We start from the raw sequence: 14,364 nt of genomic DNA on the forward strand, positions 1-14,364 counted from the left end.
GTCTAGCTCTTGGCCGCCGCAGTCTTGGCCGGCTTTGCCTTGCCGGCCGCAGCGGGCACCGACTTCGCCGCACTGTCGGCCGCAGCCGCCGTGCCGCCCGCCGCGTCCGCCCCGGGCTCGGCGGGCAGAGCCGCCTCCGGCCTGACACCGATGCCCAGCTTCTCGAGGATCTTCTTCTCGATCTCGTTGGCGAGATCGGGGTTGTCCTTGAGGAAGTTGCGGGCGTTCTCCTTGCCCTGGCCGAGCTGGTCGCCCTCGTACGTGTACCAGGCGCCCGCCTTGCGTACGAAGCCGTGCTCCACACCCATGTCGATCAGACCGCCCTCGCGGCTGATGCCCTGGCCGTAGAGGATGTCGAACTCGGCCTGCTTGAAGGGCGGCGCGACCTTGTTCTTGACGACCTTGACGCGGGTGCGGTTGCCGACGGCGTCGGTGCCGTCCTTCAGCGTCTCGATACGACGGATGTCGAGGCGCACCGATGCGTAGAACTTCAGCGCCCGGCCACCGGTCGTGGTCTCCGGGGAGCCGAACATCACACCGATCTTCTCGCGGAGCTGGTTGATGAAGATCGCGGTGGTCTTGGACTGGTTGAGCGCGCTGGTGATCTTGCGGAGTGCCTGGCTCATCAGTCGGGCCTGCAGACCCACGTGCGAGTCGCCCATCTCACCCTCGATCTCCGCACGGGGCACGAGTGCCGCGACGGAGTCGATGACGATCAGGTCGAGAGCGCCCGAGCGGACCAGCATGTCCACGATCTCGAGCGCCTGCTCACCGTTGTCCGGCTGGGACAGGATGAGGTTGTCGATGTCGACACCGAGCTTCTTCGCGTACTCGGGGTCGAGGGCGTGCTCCGCGTCGATGAAGGCCACCGAGCCGCCGAGCCGCTGTGCATTCGCCACCGCGTGCAGCGTCAGCGTCGTCTTACCGGAGGACTCCGGCCCGTACACCTCCACCACGCGGCCGCGCGGCAGTCCGCCGACGCCGAGGGCGACGTCGAGTGCGGTCGACCCGGTGGGGATCACCTCGATGGGCTCGTTCGGCCGCTCGCCGAGGCGCATCACCGCACCCTTGCCGAATTGCCGTTCAATCTGTGCGAGTGCGGCGTCCAACGCCTTCTCGCGGTCGGTTCCTGCCATGGGTTCCACCCGATTTGCTTGAGTCGATCGCTTCACGTCAAAGACGCTAACCCCTGCCACTGACAATGGGCCTCGACGTCCTCCCGGCCTGTGGACAACTCCACGGTCGGGCCCGGGAAAACCCGGCCGGAATCCCATGAGAATGGATGTTCGATTTCGGTGTCAAGCACACCACGCCGGACCGACCCGCCCCCAGAGTAGCGCCCTAGCACTCTGCATTTGGAGAGTCAAGATCAAGTGGTCAAGATCATGCTAGATTCCGGCCGTATGGGGACATCACTGGCAGGAAAAGTGGCCCTGGTCGCCGGTGCCACACGAGGCGCGGGCCGCGGGATCGCCGTTCAACTGGGAGCGGCCGGAGCAACCGTCTATGTCACCGGGCGGACGACCACGACCCAGCGGTCGGAGATGAACCGTCCGGAGACCATCGAGGAGACAGCAGCTCTCGTGGACGAGGCGGGCGGACACGGGATCCCGATCCGGGTGGACCACCTCGTGCCCTCGGAAGTCAGCGCGCTCGTGACGCGCATCCGGCGCGACCAGGGCCGCCTGCACGTCCTCGTGAACGACATCTGGGGGGCCGAGATTGAGTGGGGCAAGTCGGTCTGGGAATCCTCCCTGGAGACGGGTCTGCACACCCTGCGTCTGGCCGTCGACACACACGCCATCACCAGCCATTACGCCCTTCCGCTCCTCATCGAGCAGCCAGGGGGCCTGGTCGTCGAGGTGACCGACGGCACCGATGAGTACAACGCCTCCCACTACCGGGTCTCCTTCTTCTATGACCTGGCCAAGGCATCGGTGAACCGGATGGCGTTCGCCCTCGCGCACGAACTGGAGCCCCACGGCGCGACCGCGGTGTCACTCACACCCGGCTGGCTGCGGTCCGAGGCGATGCTGGACGCCCATGGTGTCACCGAAGCGAACTGGCGCGACGCGATCGCCCACGCACCCCACTTCGCGATCTCCGAGAGTCCGGCCTTCGTCGGCCGCGCCGTGGCCGCGCTCGCGCAGGACCCCGGGGCGGCGCGCTGGAACGGGCAGTCGCTGTCCAGCGGGCAACTGGCGCGGGTCTACGGCTTCACCGATCTGGACGGCAGCCGCCCCGATGCCTGGAGGTACGTCCCCGAAGTCCAGGACACGGGCCGGCCGGCCGACGTGACGGGCTATCGCTGAGCGCGGCCGCACCCCTGCGAGGCCTCCCGCGCCGCACCCGGCCGCGCGCACCCCGCCGACGCTCCCGTACCGCGCCGGAACTCCCGCGTTCCGCCGTCGCTCAGACCCGCGGCCGCGGACCCGGTGCTTCCCTTCGCTCCGCATCCTCTTCGTCGTTGTTCCCGGGAGCCCGGGTCGCGCCACGCAGCCGCGAGAACACCGACTCACCCCGCCGCCGCTGGTGACGGCCGTGCACCCGTGGGTCGTCCGTCACGTCGTAGCGCTTCACATAGGCACCCAGGAACGCCTGCAGCGTCGCAACGGCCGGGATTGCGATCAGCGCGCCCACGGCGCCCATCAGCGCCGTACCGGCGATGACCGAACCGAAGGCGACCGCCGGATGGATGTCGACGGTCTTGGAGGTGAGCTTGGGCTGCAGCACATAGTTCTCGAACTGCTGGTAGATCACCACGAATCCGAGCACCCACAGGGCGTACCAGGGGTCGATGGTGAACGCGATCAGCATCGGCAGGGCGCCCGCCAGATAGGTACCGATCGTGGGGATGAACTGCGAGACAAGACCGACCCAGACCGCGAGGGCCGGCGCGTACGGCACACCGAGGAACACCAGCAGGATGTAGTGCGCGATCCCGGAGATGAGTGCCATCAGCCCGCGCGAGTAGAGATAGCCACCGGTCTTGTCGACCGCGATCTCCCAGGCCCGCAGGACCTCGGCCTGCCGAGCGGGCGGCAGTACGGAGCACAGACCGCGGCGCAGCCGGGGGCCGTCGGCCGCGAAGTAGAACGAGAACAGGGAGATCGTCAGCAGTCGGAACAGCCCGCCGAGCACAGTGGTGGAGACATCGAGCACACCGGTCGCACTGTTCTGGACGTACTTCTGCAACCAGTCGGAGTGCAGCAGACTGTCCTGCACCTCGACCCGCGAGAGGTCCGTGTGGAAGTTCTGGTTGACCCAGTTGATCACCGAGTCCAAGTACTTGGGGAACTCCTCGACCATCTCGACGATCTGGCCCGCAAGCATCGATCCGAGCAGTACGACGAACCCGGCCCCGGCGATCAGGATCACCAGGAAGACCAGGAAGGTCGCCAGGCCGCGACGCATGCCGCGCGCGGACATCCGGCCCACCGCGGGTTCTATGGCGAGCGCCAGGAAGAAGGCGATCAGCACATTGATCAACAGCCCGATGAGCTGGTCGAACGCCCAGCTGCCGAGCCGGAAGCAGGCGTAGAGCGCCAGGGCGAGGACCATGGCGCGCGGCAGCCATGCAGGCATTCGGGCCGACCCGGCGCCGGACGGCTGGGTCGGTGGCGCGGTCGGCGGGACGGGCGGAGTGGGGGCGGGCTGGGGCTGGGCGGTCTCGTCTGTCAGTGCCACGGACCCAGTCTCGCCCACGGCTGTGACAGCCGGCCGCCCGCCCCGGAGAGCGGGTGCGGTCCCGCGGGGACGAGCAGTTCGTCAGCGCTTGTCGGCGGCGATGCCGACCGCCGTGCAGACGCCGCGCCAGACGTCCTTCGCCTCCCAGCCCGCGGCCAGCGCCTGGTGCACCGTCCGCCCGCCGAGCTCGGCCATCACATGGTCGTGCGCAAAGGAGTCGGCGTACCCCGCGCCGAAGTGGTCTTCCATCCGTTCCCAGAAAATCGTCAACCGCATGACTTCAGTATCCCGCTCCTGAGAGTGCAGCCGTGCCGCTACGACATCTCGAGAGCGCTTACCGGCCTACCGTCGGTCCATGGCTGGAACAGGAGCAAGCCCCCTCAACCGCGCCGAGCAGTTCATCTGGCTCACGGCCCGTGTCCTCGAACAGCGGCGGTTCGCCCACCACTTCCTGGCAGGAAGCGCCGATGCCGTGGAGACCGCGCTCACCGCCTATCTCAACGAGGACGGCGGATACGGTCACGCACTCGAACCCGATCTGCGGGGCCCGGTCAGCCAGCCGCTGCACACGGCCCATGCGCTGAACGTTCTCGACTCCATCGGGCGCTGCAGCGGTCTGCGGGTGGAACGGATCTGCCGCTTCCTGACCGATGTGTCGACCAAGGAGGGTGCGCTGCCCGCCCTCCTGCCCTCGCAGCGAGGCTATCCGGCCGCGCCGTTCATCCAGCTCGTCGACGACCCGCCGGCGGAGCTGCTCGCCACCGGTCCTGTCGTCGGGCTGCTGCACCGTAATGCGGTCTGGCACGCCTGGCTCTTCCGGGCCACCGACTTCTGCTGGGCGGCGGTCGACGCGCTGGAGCACTCGCATCCGTACGAGATCGAGGCTGCGGTCGCCTTCCTGGACGGTGCACCGGACCGGGCGCGGGCGGAGGCTGCGGCGGACCGCCTCGGACGGCTGGTGCGCGAGCAGCGGCTCGCCGTGCTGGATCCGGAGCAGCGCGCGCAGTACCCGGTGGCGGCCGGATGTGCGCCGGGCGAGCAGCACTTCCCGTACGACTACGCCCGCACACCCGATTCGCTCGCCCGTCGCTGGTTCACCGACGAGGAGCTGGAACGCTCCCTCGACCATCTGGCGTCGGAGCAGCAGGCGGACGGCGGCTGGCCGCTGAACTGGCGGCAGTGGGCACCGGGCACAGCTCTGGAGGGCCGGCCGCTGGTGACGCTCAAGGCGCTGCTGACGCTGCGGGCCCACGGCCGCAGCCTCGGCTGAGCACCGGGGCGGACATCCACCGCCAACCGTCCGTGAGCGGGCCCACGGACGGCCGCGACCACGCCGCCCGGCGCGGGCCTTCGGTCGTCGGCCGGACGGCTGCCGCCCCGTCGCTCATCCTGCGCCGTGTGTGCCGTCGTCCCGTGGCCGCTGTCGTGCAGCAGCAGGGCCGCGGCGACCCGGACGTCGGCGCCGCAGGCACGGATCAGCCGTCGGGCCAGATCGCCGGGTGGTTGGCACTCCTGCGGTACGACGGGACGGCCTGCGCCCGCGTCGAACAGGAAGAGCAGCTCCGTACCGAATGTCTGCTCCACTGTGCGGACGGCCCTGTCCTGCTCCGCACGGACCTCTATCCGAGCGCCCGCACCCCTGCCGTGACGACCACGGCAGCGCCCACGACGACCAGGAAGGGCGCGCGCAGGACCAGGGCCAGCGCCGCGGCGGCCAGTCCCGCGCCCCTGGCGTCCAGCACCAGCTGCTGTCCGTCTCCGAACGTCTGCTGCGCTGTGAGGGCCGCCAGGAGCGCCACCGGCAGGAGTGCGGAAAGGCGCTGGACGAGCGGGCGTTCCAGTGCGTCGGCGGGCACCAGCAGTCCCAGCAGCTTCGCGAGATAGCAGCCGACGGCAGTGAGTGCGATCGCTGTCCAGACGTTCATCGACCGTCCTCCGTCGGGGTCGCCGCCATGGCGGGGGTGTCACCGGGCGAACCGTTCCTGCGTCCCATCAGGAAGAGAACGGCAGGCGCGGCCAGCGCGGAGAGCAGCACCGGTACACCCGCGGGCAGCACGGGCAGCAGACCGAGGGCGAGCAGGACGGCCAGCGCGGCGGTGACGCGCTCCGTCGTGCTCCTCAGCATGGGTGCGAGCAGGGCGAGAAAGACGGCGGGGCTGGCGGCGTCCAGTCCCCAGCTGTCGGTGTCGCCGAGCGCCTCCGCGCCCAGGGCTCCCAGCAGTGTGGTCAGGTTCCACAGCATGTACAGGGTGATTCCGGTGACGGTGAAGCCGATCCGTGCGGCCCGTCGGGTGGGCTGGGACAGCGTCACAGCGGTCGTCTCGTCGATCACCCACTGCGCGGCGAGCGGCCGCAGCGCGCGCGGGAGCGCGAGCAGCTGCGACAGCCGCAGACCGTAGAACGCGTTACGTACGCCGAGGAAGAACGCCCCGGCAGCCGCTGTGTACGGATTGCCGCCCGCCGCCAGCGCACCCACCAGCGCGAACTGCGAGGCGCCTGTGAAGACGAGGAGGCTGAGCACGCAGGTCTGGAGCACGCTGAGGCCCGAGCCCGCCGAGGTGACTCCGAAGGCGAAGCCGGACAGCCCCACGGCGATACCGACGCCGAGGGCGTCGCGCACGACGGCCGCATCGGACTTCACCTCACCGGCGGCTGTCTCGGCCGGCTCACCGGTTATCTCTGGGGATGTTGTCTGTTCTGGCACAGACGGAACGCTACGGGGACAGACCGGGACCGGTCTTGTACGTTCTTGCGCGTTCGCGCTGGTAGGCGCCGGGCGGCACTCCCACTATCCGGGTGAAATGGCGGTTCAGGTGCGGCTGATCGGTGAAGCCGACCTCGATCGCGGCGGCCGAGGGCGCCACCCCCGCATCCAGCATCCGCCGCGCCCGCCTCACCCGGGCATCGGTGAGCCAGGTGTGCGGCGGCATCCCGTACTGCTTCTTGAACGCCCTCAGCAAGGCGAACGGGCTGGTGCCGAGTTCGACGGCCAGTGCCTCCAGAGTCGGTGGCTCGGTCATCCTGCTCTCCAGCACCGCACGCGCCCGCGCCGCGTCCCGGGCACCCGCCGACCGGGGAGAGCGGGTGGGCAGCACGCTGCCATGGCTGCTGAGCAGCCGCGCGACCAGGATCCGCAGGACGCTGTCGGCGGCGAGCGCGTTGCCCTCCTCGGCCGCCCGGTGCACCTCGCCGATCAACCGGGCCGATTCCGGGTCGACGACGCTGGTCTCGGCGAAACCGACAGTGCCGCGCAGACGCGTCGTGTCGGCGGCAATGTCGTTGATCACCTGTGCGGACGGGTACAGCGTGGCGTACACCCAGCCCTCGGGGACACCGGCCCGCGCGGTGTGCGGCACCTCCGGATTGATCATGACGACGACGCCAGGGCCTGCGTGTACGGTGCCGCCGGGCAGTCCGACGTCCTCGATCCCCCGCGTGATGGTGCCGAAGACGTAGCCCTCGTGGCTGTGGCGCGGGAAGGTGTGGCGCACGTACCGGGCACGCAGCAGGTCGAGGTCGGGCAGTTCCGCGTACTGCCAGTACCTCGCCCACTCTCCCGAAGCCGAGGCCGAGCCGAAGCCCGAACCCGAGCGCGAGCCCGATCCTGCCGCCATTCCCGAATTCTCGCAGGTACCGGCCACTGCCACCGTCCGTTGTCAGTGGTCGGGTGCACGATGGGGGGCATGGCCGGCTCTGCGCTCGACTCTTTCTCCCCCGCCACCCGCGGCTGGTTCTCGGGTGCCTTCAGCGCGCCGACGTCCGCGCAGGAGGGTGCCTGGCGCGCGATCGGCGAGGGTTCGGACGTGCTGGTCGTCGCGCCCACCGGATCGGGCAAGACGCTCGCCGCGTTCCTCGCCGCGCTGGACCGGCTGGCCGCAGTCCCGCCGCCCGCCGAGGCGAAGAAGCGCTGCCGCGTGCTGTACGTATCGCCCCTGAAGGCCCTCGCGGTCGACGTGGAGCGTAATCTGCGCTCACCGCTGACCGGGATCCGCCAGGAATCGGTGCGGCTCGGGCTGCCCGAGCCCGAGGTGCGGGTGGGCATCCGCTCGGGTGACACCCCGCCCGCCGAGCGCCGCTCGATGGCGACCCGGCCGCCGGACATCCTGATCACCACCCCCGAGTCGCTGTTCCTGATGCTGACCTCCTCGGCTCGGGAGGCTCTGTCGGGGATCGAGACGGTGATTCTCGACGAGGTGCACGCAGTGGCCGGTACGAAGCGGGGCGCCCATCTCGCCGTGTCGCTGGAGCGCCTCGACGAGCTGCTGCCGCGTCCGGCGCGGCGGATCGGCCTGTCGGCGACGGTCCGTCCGGTCGACGAAGTGGCGCGGTTCCTCTCGCCGCAGCGGAAGGTGGAGATCGTCCAGCCGCCGTCCACCAAGCGGTTCGATCTGTCGGTGGTCGTGCCGGTGGAGGATCTGGGCGAGCTCGGCGGTTCGCCCGCCACCGACCCGGATCAGGCGGGCCAGGCGGAGAAGCCGTCGATCTGGCCGCATGTCGAGGAGCGGATCACCGACCTCGTCCAGGCGCACCGCTCCACCATCGTCTTCGCCAACTCCCGCCGTCTCGCGGAGAGACTGTGCAACCGGCTCAACGAGATCGCGTACGAGCGGGCCACCGGTGAGACCCTGCCGGAGGCCCACTCCCCCGCCGAGATCATGGCCGAGTCCGGTGCGGCGAAGGGCGCCCCGGCGCTGCTCGCCCGCGCACACCACGGTTCGGTCTCCAAGGAGCAGCGCGCACAGGTCGAGGAGGATCTGAAGGCAGGCCGGCTGCCTGCCGTGGTCGCCACCTCCAGTCTGGAGCTGGGCATCGACATGGGTGCGGTGGATCTGGTGGTCCAGGTGGAGTCGCCGCCGTCGGTCGCCTCCGGGCTGCAGCGGGTCGGCCGTGCCGGGCACCAGGTCGGTGCGGTCTCCACCGGAGTGGTCTTCCCGAAGTACCGCGGCGACCTGGTCCAGGCTGCGGTGGTCACCGAGCGGATGCGCACCGGCTCGATCGAGGCACTGCGGATCCCGTCCAATCCGCTGGATGTGCTGGCCCAGCAGCTCGTCGCCATGGTCGCCCTGGACACATGGCAGGTGGACGATCTGCTGGCCGTGACCCGCCGCGCCGCCCCCTTCGCCTCGCTGCCGGAGTCGGCGTTCACGGCCGTGCTGGACATGCTGGCCGGCCGCTATCCGTCAGACGCCTTCGCCGAGCTGCGCCCGCGCGTGGTCTGGGACCGCGTCGCCGGTACGGTCACGGGCCGCCCCGGCGCCCAGCGGCTCGCGGTCACCTCCGGCGGCACGATCCCCGACCGCGGGCTCTTCGGGGTCTTCCTCGCCGGGGCCGACCCCAAGAAGGGGGGCGGCCGGGTCGGCGAGCTGGACGAGGAGATGGTGTACGAGTCCCGGGTCGGCGATGTCTTCACGCTGGGCACCACATCCTGGCGGATCGAGGACATCACCCGCGACCGGGTCCTGGTGTCGCCGGCCCCCGGGGTTCCGGGACGGCTGCCGTTCTGGAAGGGCGACCAGCTGGGCCGCCCGCTGGAGCTGGGCCGTGCCCTGGGCGCGTTCCTCCGCGAGATCGGCGGAATGTCGTCCGAGGACGCCAGATCGCGGCTGCTCGCCGCCGGTCTCGACACCTGGGCCGCCGACAACGTCCTGTCGTACATCGGCGAACAGCGCGCCGCCTGCGGCCATGTCCCGGACGACCGGACCATCCTCGTCGAGCGATTCCGCGACGAGCTGGGCGACTGGCGGGTGGTCGTGCACTCCCCGTTCGGCGCGCAGGTCCATGCTCCGTGGGCGCTGGCGCTGGGAGCCCGCCTCGCCGAGCGGTACGGCATGGATGCCCAGGTGATGCATGCCGACGACGGCATCGTGCTGCGGCTGCCCGACGCCGACATGATGGGCCTTGACCTCCTGGACTTCGATCCGGCCCAGGACCTCGCCCTTGACCCGTCGCAGAACTCGTCCCAGAACTCGCCACGGGAGTCGGCCCCGTTGGCCGCAATGGCGTACGACAGCGATCAGCCGCCCGTCGGCGCCACCGATGTCGTCTTCGACCAGGGCGAGATCACCCAGATCGTCACCGATCAGGTCGGCGGGTCCGCCCTGTTCGCCTCCCGCTTCCGCGAATGCGCGGCCCGCGCCCTGCTGCTGCCCCGCCGCAGCCCGGGCAAGCGCACCCCGCTCTGGCAGCAGCGTCAGCGCGCCGCCCAGCTCCTTCAGGTGGCCTCGGAGTTCGGCTCCTTCCCGATCGTGCTCGAAGCGGTCCGTGAATGCCTGCAGGACGTCTTCGATGTTCCCGGGCTCGCGGAACTGATGGGCGATCTCGAAGCGCGCCGCGTCCGCCTGGTCGAGGTGACCACCCAGGAGCCCTCCCCCTTCGCCCGCTCGCTCCTCTTCGGCTATGTGGCGCAGTTCCTGTACGAGGGCGACTCGCCGCTCGCCGAGCGCCGGGCGGCTGCGCTCTCCCTCGACTCCCGTCTCCTCGCCGAGCTCCTCGGCCAGGCGGAACTGCGCGAGCTGCTCGACGCCGAGGTGCTGGGCGAACTCGAGCAGGAGCTCCAGTGGCTGACCGAGGACCGCCGGATCAAGGACGTCGAAGGCGTCGCCGACCTGCTCCGCGTCCTCGGCCCGCTCACCGAAGCCGAGTTGGCCGAGCGCGGTGCCGAGCAGCAGTGGGCCCCGGACCTGGCCTCGGCCCGCCGGGCCATCCGGGTCCGGATAGGAGGAGCCGACCACTGGGCGGCGATCGAGGACGCGGGCCGACTGCGTGACGCGCTGGGCACCGCCCTCCCGATTGGCGTCCCCGAGGCGTTCACCGAACCGGTGAAGGACCCGCTCGGCGATCTCCTCACCCGCTACGCCCGTACGCACGGCCCGTTCACCTCCACCGGCGCCGCCGCGCGCTTCGGCCTGGGCACCGCGGTCACGGACGGTGCGCTGCAGCGGCTCGCCGCGTCCGGCCGCATCGTCCAGGGCGAGTTCCATCCCGCAGGCATCGGCCAGGAATGGTGCGACGCCACGGTGCTGCGTCGGCTCCGCCGCCGGTCCCTCGCCGCGCTCCGGCACGAGCTGGAGCCGGTCCCGCCCGCCGCCCTCGCCGGCTTCCTTCCGCAGTGGCAGCATCTCGGCAACAACAGCCTGCGCGGAATCGACGGACTGGCCCGCGCCATCGAACAGTTGCAGGGTGCCCCCGTCCCCGCATCGGCGCTGGAGAAGCTGATCCTGCCGGGCCGGGTCACGGGGTACGCCCCCGCGCTGCTCGACGAACTCACCACCACCGGCGAGGTGATCTGGGCCGGCGCGGGCGCCCTCCCCGGCAAGGACGGCTGGCTGTCCCTCTACCTCGCCGACAGCGCACCCCTGCTCCTCCCGCCTCCGCACCCACTCGAACTCAGTGCGCTGCACGAATCCGTTCTGACCACCCTGACCGGCGGGTACGGGCTGTTCTTCCGGCAGATGGCCGATCAGGTCCGCGCCACCACCCACCCGGACTGCACCGACCCTCAACTGGCCGACGCCATCTGGGAGCTGACCTGGTCCGGCCGACTGACCAACGACACACTGGCGCCGCTGCGTTCGCTCCTCGGCTCCGGACGTACGGCGGGATCGACCGCCCACCGCGCCAAGCGCAGCGTCCCCCGAGGCCGTTACGGCTCGTTCAGCGCCGCCGCCCGCCCGGCGTCACGCACCGGCCCGCCCACTGTCTCGGGCCGCTGGTCCCTGCTGCCCACCGCCGAGCCCGACCCCACGCATCGCGCGCACGCCTTGGCGCGCACGCTCCTGGACCGTCACGGCGTGGTGACCCGCGGCGCGGTCCAGGCCGAAGGCGTCGAGGGCGGTTTCTCCGCGACGTACCGCATCCTCTCCGCCTTCGAGGACAACGGGCAGGCCCGCCGCGGCTACGTCGTCGAGGGCTTGGGAGCAGCCCAGTTCGCGATGGACGGAGCGGTCGACCGGCTGCGTGCGGCGTCCACCGCCCGCGACCGCAGGGAACCGGGAGCGGCGCCCCGCGCCCTGGTCCTCGCCGCCGCCGACCCGGCCAACGCGTACGGTGCTGCCCTGTCCTGGCCCGAGCCCCCGGACGGCGCCGGACACAGACCGGGGCGCAAGGCCGGCGCCCTGGTGGTCCTGGTCGACGGCGAACTGACGCTCTACATGGAGCGCGGCGGCAAGACCCTGCTCGCCTGGCCGACGGATCCGGAGGACCCCTCGCTCCGGGCGGCGGCCGAGGCGCTGGCCACCGCGGCCCGCGCGGGGGCGCTCGGCACGGTCACGGTGGAGCGCACCAACGGTGCCTCGTCCCTGACCTCGCCGCTGGGCCGCACGCTGGAGGCGGCCGGCTTCCACGCCACCCCGAGAGGTCTCCGTCTGCGGGCCTGACCTCCACGCGTCGTCCGGCCCCACGCGCGCCCCCTCACCGGCCCGGCTACCGCACCCGCCCGACCCACGGCCACGCACACGCCCACCGTCGCACCCCGCCCCCACCACTCATCATGGAGACATGCCCGAAGGAGATACCGTCCTGCAGACCGCCAAGCGTCTGCACACTGCACTGGCCGACCAGGTCCTCACCCGCTCCGACCTGCGCGTCCCCCGGTTCGCGACCGCCGATCTCACCGGCCGGACCGTCCTCGGCACCCTTTCGCGCGGCAAGCATCTCCTCACCCGGATCGAGGGCGGCCTCACTCTCCACAGCCATCTGCGGATGGACGGTTCCTGGCGCGTCTACGCCCCGGGCGAGCGCTGGCGCGGCGGCCCGGCCCATCAGATCCGCGCGATTCTCTCCACCGCGGACCACACAGCGGTCGGATACCGGCTGCCCGTCCTGGAACTCCTCCGCACAGTCGACGAGGAGAAGGCGGTCGGCCATCTCGGCCCCGATCTGCTGGGCCCCGACTGGGACCCCGACACCGCGCTGCGCAACCTGCTCGCCGCCCCCGCCCGCCCTCTCGGTGAAGCCCTCCTGGACCAGCGCAACCTGGCCGGCATCGGCAACGTCTACAAGGCCGAACTCTGTTTCCTCGCCCGCGCCACCCCCTGGCTCCCCGTCGGTGACCTGCCCGCCACCACCGCCGTGCGCCTGGTCGCCACCGCCAAGCAGCTCCTCGAAGCCAATCGGGACCGACCGGTCCGCACGACCACCGGTTCCCGGGCACGCGGGTACGGCCCGACTGAGCGGCTGTGGGTGTACGGCCGGCCCCATCGCCCCTGTCTGAGGTGCGGCGCCCCCATTCGTACGGCGGAGCAGGACACCCGTCCCACGTATTGGTGCCCACGCTGCCAATCGGGCCCCACACCATAGTTGACGCACCGTCAGATACGGTCTTACGGTCCGGACATGGCTCTCACCGCGTACGACCTCACCGGCCGCTCCGCGTTCATCACCGGCGCGGCCGGCGGTATCGGCCGGGCCAGTGCCGTCCTGCTCGCGGAGGCGGGAGCAACCGTCCACTGCGCGGACCGCGACGGGACAGGCCTCCTGGAAACGCGGGAGATGATCGCCAAAGCGGGTGGCTCAGCCCACACCCATCAGCTCGATGTCACGGACCGCAGTCAGCTCCGGGACGCGGTGGCCGCAGCGGGCGGCATCGACATCCTGGCCGCCGTCGCCGGAATCATGCACACGAGCAGCGTCCTGGACACGGCGGACGAGGACCTCGACCGCGTCCTCGCCGTCAATTTCAAAGGCGTTCTGTACGCCTGCCAGGAAGTGGCCCGCAGCATGATCGCGCGTGGCGCGCCCGGCTCACTGATCACCATGGCCTCGGGCGCGGTCGACGCCGCAAGCCCGGGCCTGCTCTGCTACAGCGCGGCCAAGGCGGCGGTCGTCCAACTGACCAGGACCCTGGCGACCGAGCTCGGACCTCGTGCCATCCGCGTCAATGCCGTCGCACCCGGATGGATCCGTACCCCGATGACCGCCAAACACGACGCGGAACTGCAGCATCGGACAGAGACCGCGATGGTCCGCATCTCTCCGCTCGGCCGGGTGGGTGAGGCGGAAGATGTCGCCCACACGGTCCTGCATCTGGCATCCGACGCTTCGGCCTTCATGACCGGCCAGATCCTCCGCCCGAACGGCGGCGTCGCCATGCCCTGGTAGTACGCCATGCCTCGGCAGTGAGCCGGGCCCCGGTGGTGCCCCACGCTCCGGCAGTACGCCACGCGCTGCCGGCACGGCGCATCCCGACCTCGAACCACCCGGCCGTGTCACCGTCGGCCCCGATCGTTCCGGTCGGCCTGGCGCTCGCTGCCACATGGACGGGCAGCAGGCTCAGCCCCCAACCGCCCGCTGCCACTGCACCCTCGACCAGCCCTGCGCGTTCCGGCTCCAGCAGCAGCCGCAGCACAGCCCACCACCACACCCCGCCGAGAACGAGCGCGGGCACCCATCGCCGTACCATGGCTGCCTCCTCCGACCGAACCTAGTCGGGGCTGATCACCCGGCGGGAGAGCGCACCGGTGCAGTACCGGCGCGCACGGCGCGGACGAGCCTCCATTCGTAGGGCCTCATGACCTCATAGCCGTTGACGCATCACCCACGATGGCACATATGAGTTGAAACCGTAATCCGGGAAATTCAGCTGATATGCAGACTTCTCCGGCGCCTCATCCCGCACATCCCCCGTCCGGGCCTCCGCACACGCAGAAGCCCCGGCCGACCCCAGAAGGGGCCGACCGG

General features: G+C 70.8%; 11 protein-coding genes. 5 read left to right on the top strand and 6 right to left on the bottom strand.

Annotated elements, in window-relative coordinates; all coding sequences use genetic code 11:
• Positions 1–2: 2 nt before the first annotated feature.
• Positions 3–1,136, bottom strand: a complete 1,134-nt coding sequence (recA, locus tag OHA03_RS04775) for a recombinase RecA (RefSeq protein ID WP_267001053.1) — start codon at positions 1,134–1,136, stop codon at positions 3–5.
• 267 nt (positions 1,137–1,403) lie between these two features.
• Here recA and OHA03_RS04780 point away from each other — a divergent pair, with 267 nt between their 5' ends.
• Entirely contained in the window at positions 1,404–2,312 is a 909-nt protein-coding gene (locus OHA03_RS04780) for an SDR family oxidoreductase (protein ID WP_267001055.1), read from the top strand.
• Positions 2,313–2,412: 100 nt separating this feature from the next.
• Here the strand turns inward: OHA03_RS04780 and OHA03_RS04785 are convergent, their stop codons facing one another.
• Positions 2,413–3,585, bottom strand: coding sequence for an AI-2E family transporter (locus OHA03_RS04785; RefSeq protein ID WP_267007929.1), 1,173 nt, complete (start codon positions 3,583–3,585; stop codon positions 2,413–2,415).
• A 183-nt stretch (positions 3,586–3,768) separates the two neighbouring features.
• Positions 3,769–3,963, bottom strand: a complete 195-nt coding sequence (locus OHA03_RS04790) for a DUF3046 domain-containing protein (RefSeq protein ID WP_267001057.1) — start codon at positions 3,961–3,963, stop codon at positions 3,769–3,771.
• Between the two features lie 79 nt (positions 3,964–4,042).
• On the opposite strand from OHA03_RS04790, the gene OHA03_RS04795 reads away from it, so the two are divergent.
• A complete protein-coding gene (locus OHA03_RS04795) occupies positions 4,043–4,957 on the top strand; it encodes a hypothetical protein (protein ID WP_267001059.1) in 915 nt (304 codons plus the stop codon).
• Between the two features lie 349 nt (positions 4,958–5,306).
• Here OHA03_RS04795 and OHA03_RS04800 read toward each other — a convergent pair whose 3' ends face one another.
• Genes OHA03_RS04800 through OHA03_RS04810 form a run of 3 tightly spaced genes read right to left on the bottom strand, consistent with a single transcriptional unit; the run spans position 5,307 to position 7,301 of the window.
• Positions 5,307–5,612, bottom strand: coding sequence for an AzlD domain-containing protein (locus tag OHA03_RS04800; RefSeq protein WP_267001061.1), 306 nt, complete (start codon positions 5,610–5,612; stop codon positions 5,307–5,309).
• A complete protein-coding gene (locus tag OHA03_RS04805) occupies positions 5,609–6,391 on the bottom strand; it encodes an AzlC family ABC transporter permease (protein WP_267001063.1) in 783 nt (260 codons plus the stop codon). Before OHA03_RS04805 ends, OHA03_RS04800 begins: the two co-directional genes overlap by 4 nt.
• Positions 6,392–6,401: 10 nt before the next feature.
• On the bottom strand, positions 6,402–7,301 hold the full coding sequence (locus OHA03_RS04810; RefSeq protein WP_267001065.1) for an AraC family transcriptional regulator: 900 nt from the start codon (positions 7,299–7,301) through the stop codon (positions 6,402–6,404).
• A 69-nt stretch (positions 7,302–7,370) separates the two neighbouring features.
• Between OHA03_RS04810 and OHA03_RS04815 the strand changes: the two genes are divergently transcribed.
• The 3 genes from OHA03_RS04815 (at position 7,371) to OHA03_RS04825 (ending at position 13,785) form a co-directional block, all read left to right on the top strand.
• Positions 7,371–12,062: a DEAD/DEAH box helicase gene (locus OHA03_RS04815; protein WP_267001067.1), complete on the top strand. Its 4,692-nt coding sequence runs from the start codon at positions 7,371–7,373 to the stop codon at positions 12,060–12,062.
• A gap of 121 nt (positions 12,063–12,183) precedes the next feature.
• Positions 12,184–12,984, top strand: a complete 801-nt coding sequence (locus OHA03_RS04820; protein ID WP_267001069.1) for a DNA-formamidopyrimidine glycosylase family protein — start codon at positions 12,184–12,186, stop codon at positions 12,982–12,984.
• 36 nt (positions 12,985–13,020) lie between these two features.
• Positions 13,021–13,785: an SDR family NAD(P)-dependent oxidoreductase gene (locus OHA03_RS04825; RefSeq protein WP_267001071.1), complete on the top strand. Its 765-nt coding sequence runs from the start codon at positions 13,021–13,023 to the stop codon at positions 13,783–13,785.
• Positions 13,786–14,364 lie beyond the last annotated feature (579 nt).

It is taken from the genome of Streptomyces sp. NBC_00154, assembly GCF_026342835.1.
GTDB lineage: Bacteria > Actinomycetota > Actinomycetes > Streptomycetales > Streptomycetaceae > Streptomyces.

What these genes read in the sequence shown, in the direction of transcription:
- recA (WP_267001053.1), bottom strand. Translation starts at nt 1,136, where the DNA reads ATGGCAGGAACCGACCGCGAGAAGGCGTTGGACGCCGCACTCGCACAG.
- OHA03_RS04780 (WP_267001055.1), top strand. Translation starts at nt 1,404, where the DNA reads ATGGGGACATCACTGGCAGGAAAAGTGGCCCTGGTCGCCGGTGCCACA.
- OHA03_RS04785 (WP_267007929.1), bottom strand. Translation starts at nt 3,585, where the DNA reads ATGCCTGCATGGCTGCCGCGCGCCATGGTCCTCGCCCTGGCGCTCTAC.
- OHA03_RS04790 (WP_267001057.1), bottom strand. Translation starts at nt 3,963, where the DNA reads ATGCGGTTGACGATTTTCTGGGAACGGATGGAAGACCACTTCGGCGCG.
- OHA03_RS04795 (WP_267001059.1), top strand. Translation starts at nt 4,043, where the DNA reads ATGGCTGGAACAGGAGCAAGCCCCCTCAACCGCGCCGAGCAGTTCATC.
- OHA03_RS04800 (WP_267001061.1), bottom strand. Translation starts at nt 5,612, where the DNA reads ATGAACGTCTGGACAGCGATCGCACTCACTGCCGTCGGCTGCTATCTC.
- OHA03_RS04810 (WP_267001065.1), bottom strand. Translation starts at nt 7,301, where the DNA reads ATGGCGGCAGGATCGGGCTCGCGCTCGGGTTCGGGCTTCGGCTCGGCC.
- OHA03_RS04815 (WP_267001067.1), top strand. Translation starts at nt 7,371, where the DNA reads ATGGCCGGCTCTGCGCTCGACTCTTTCTCCCCCGCCACCCGCGGCTGG.
- OHA03_RS04820 (WP_267001069.1), top strand. Translation starts at nt 12,184, where the DNA reads ATGCCCGAAGGAGATACCGTCCTGCAGACCGCCAAGCGTCTGCACACT.
- OHA03_RS04825 (WP_267001071.1), top strand. Translation starts at nt 13,021, where the DNA reads ATGGCTCTCACCGCGTACGACCTCACCGGCCGCTCCGCGTTCATCACC.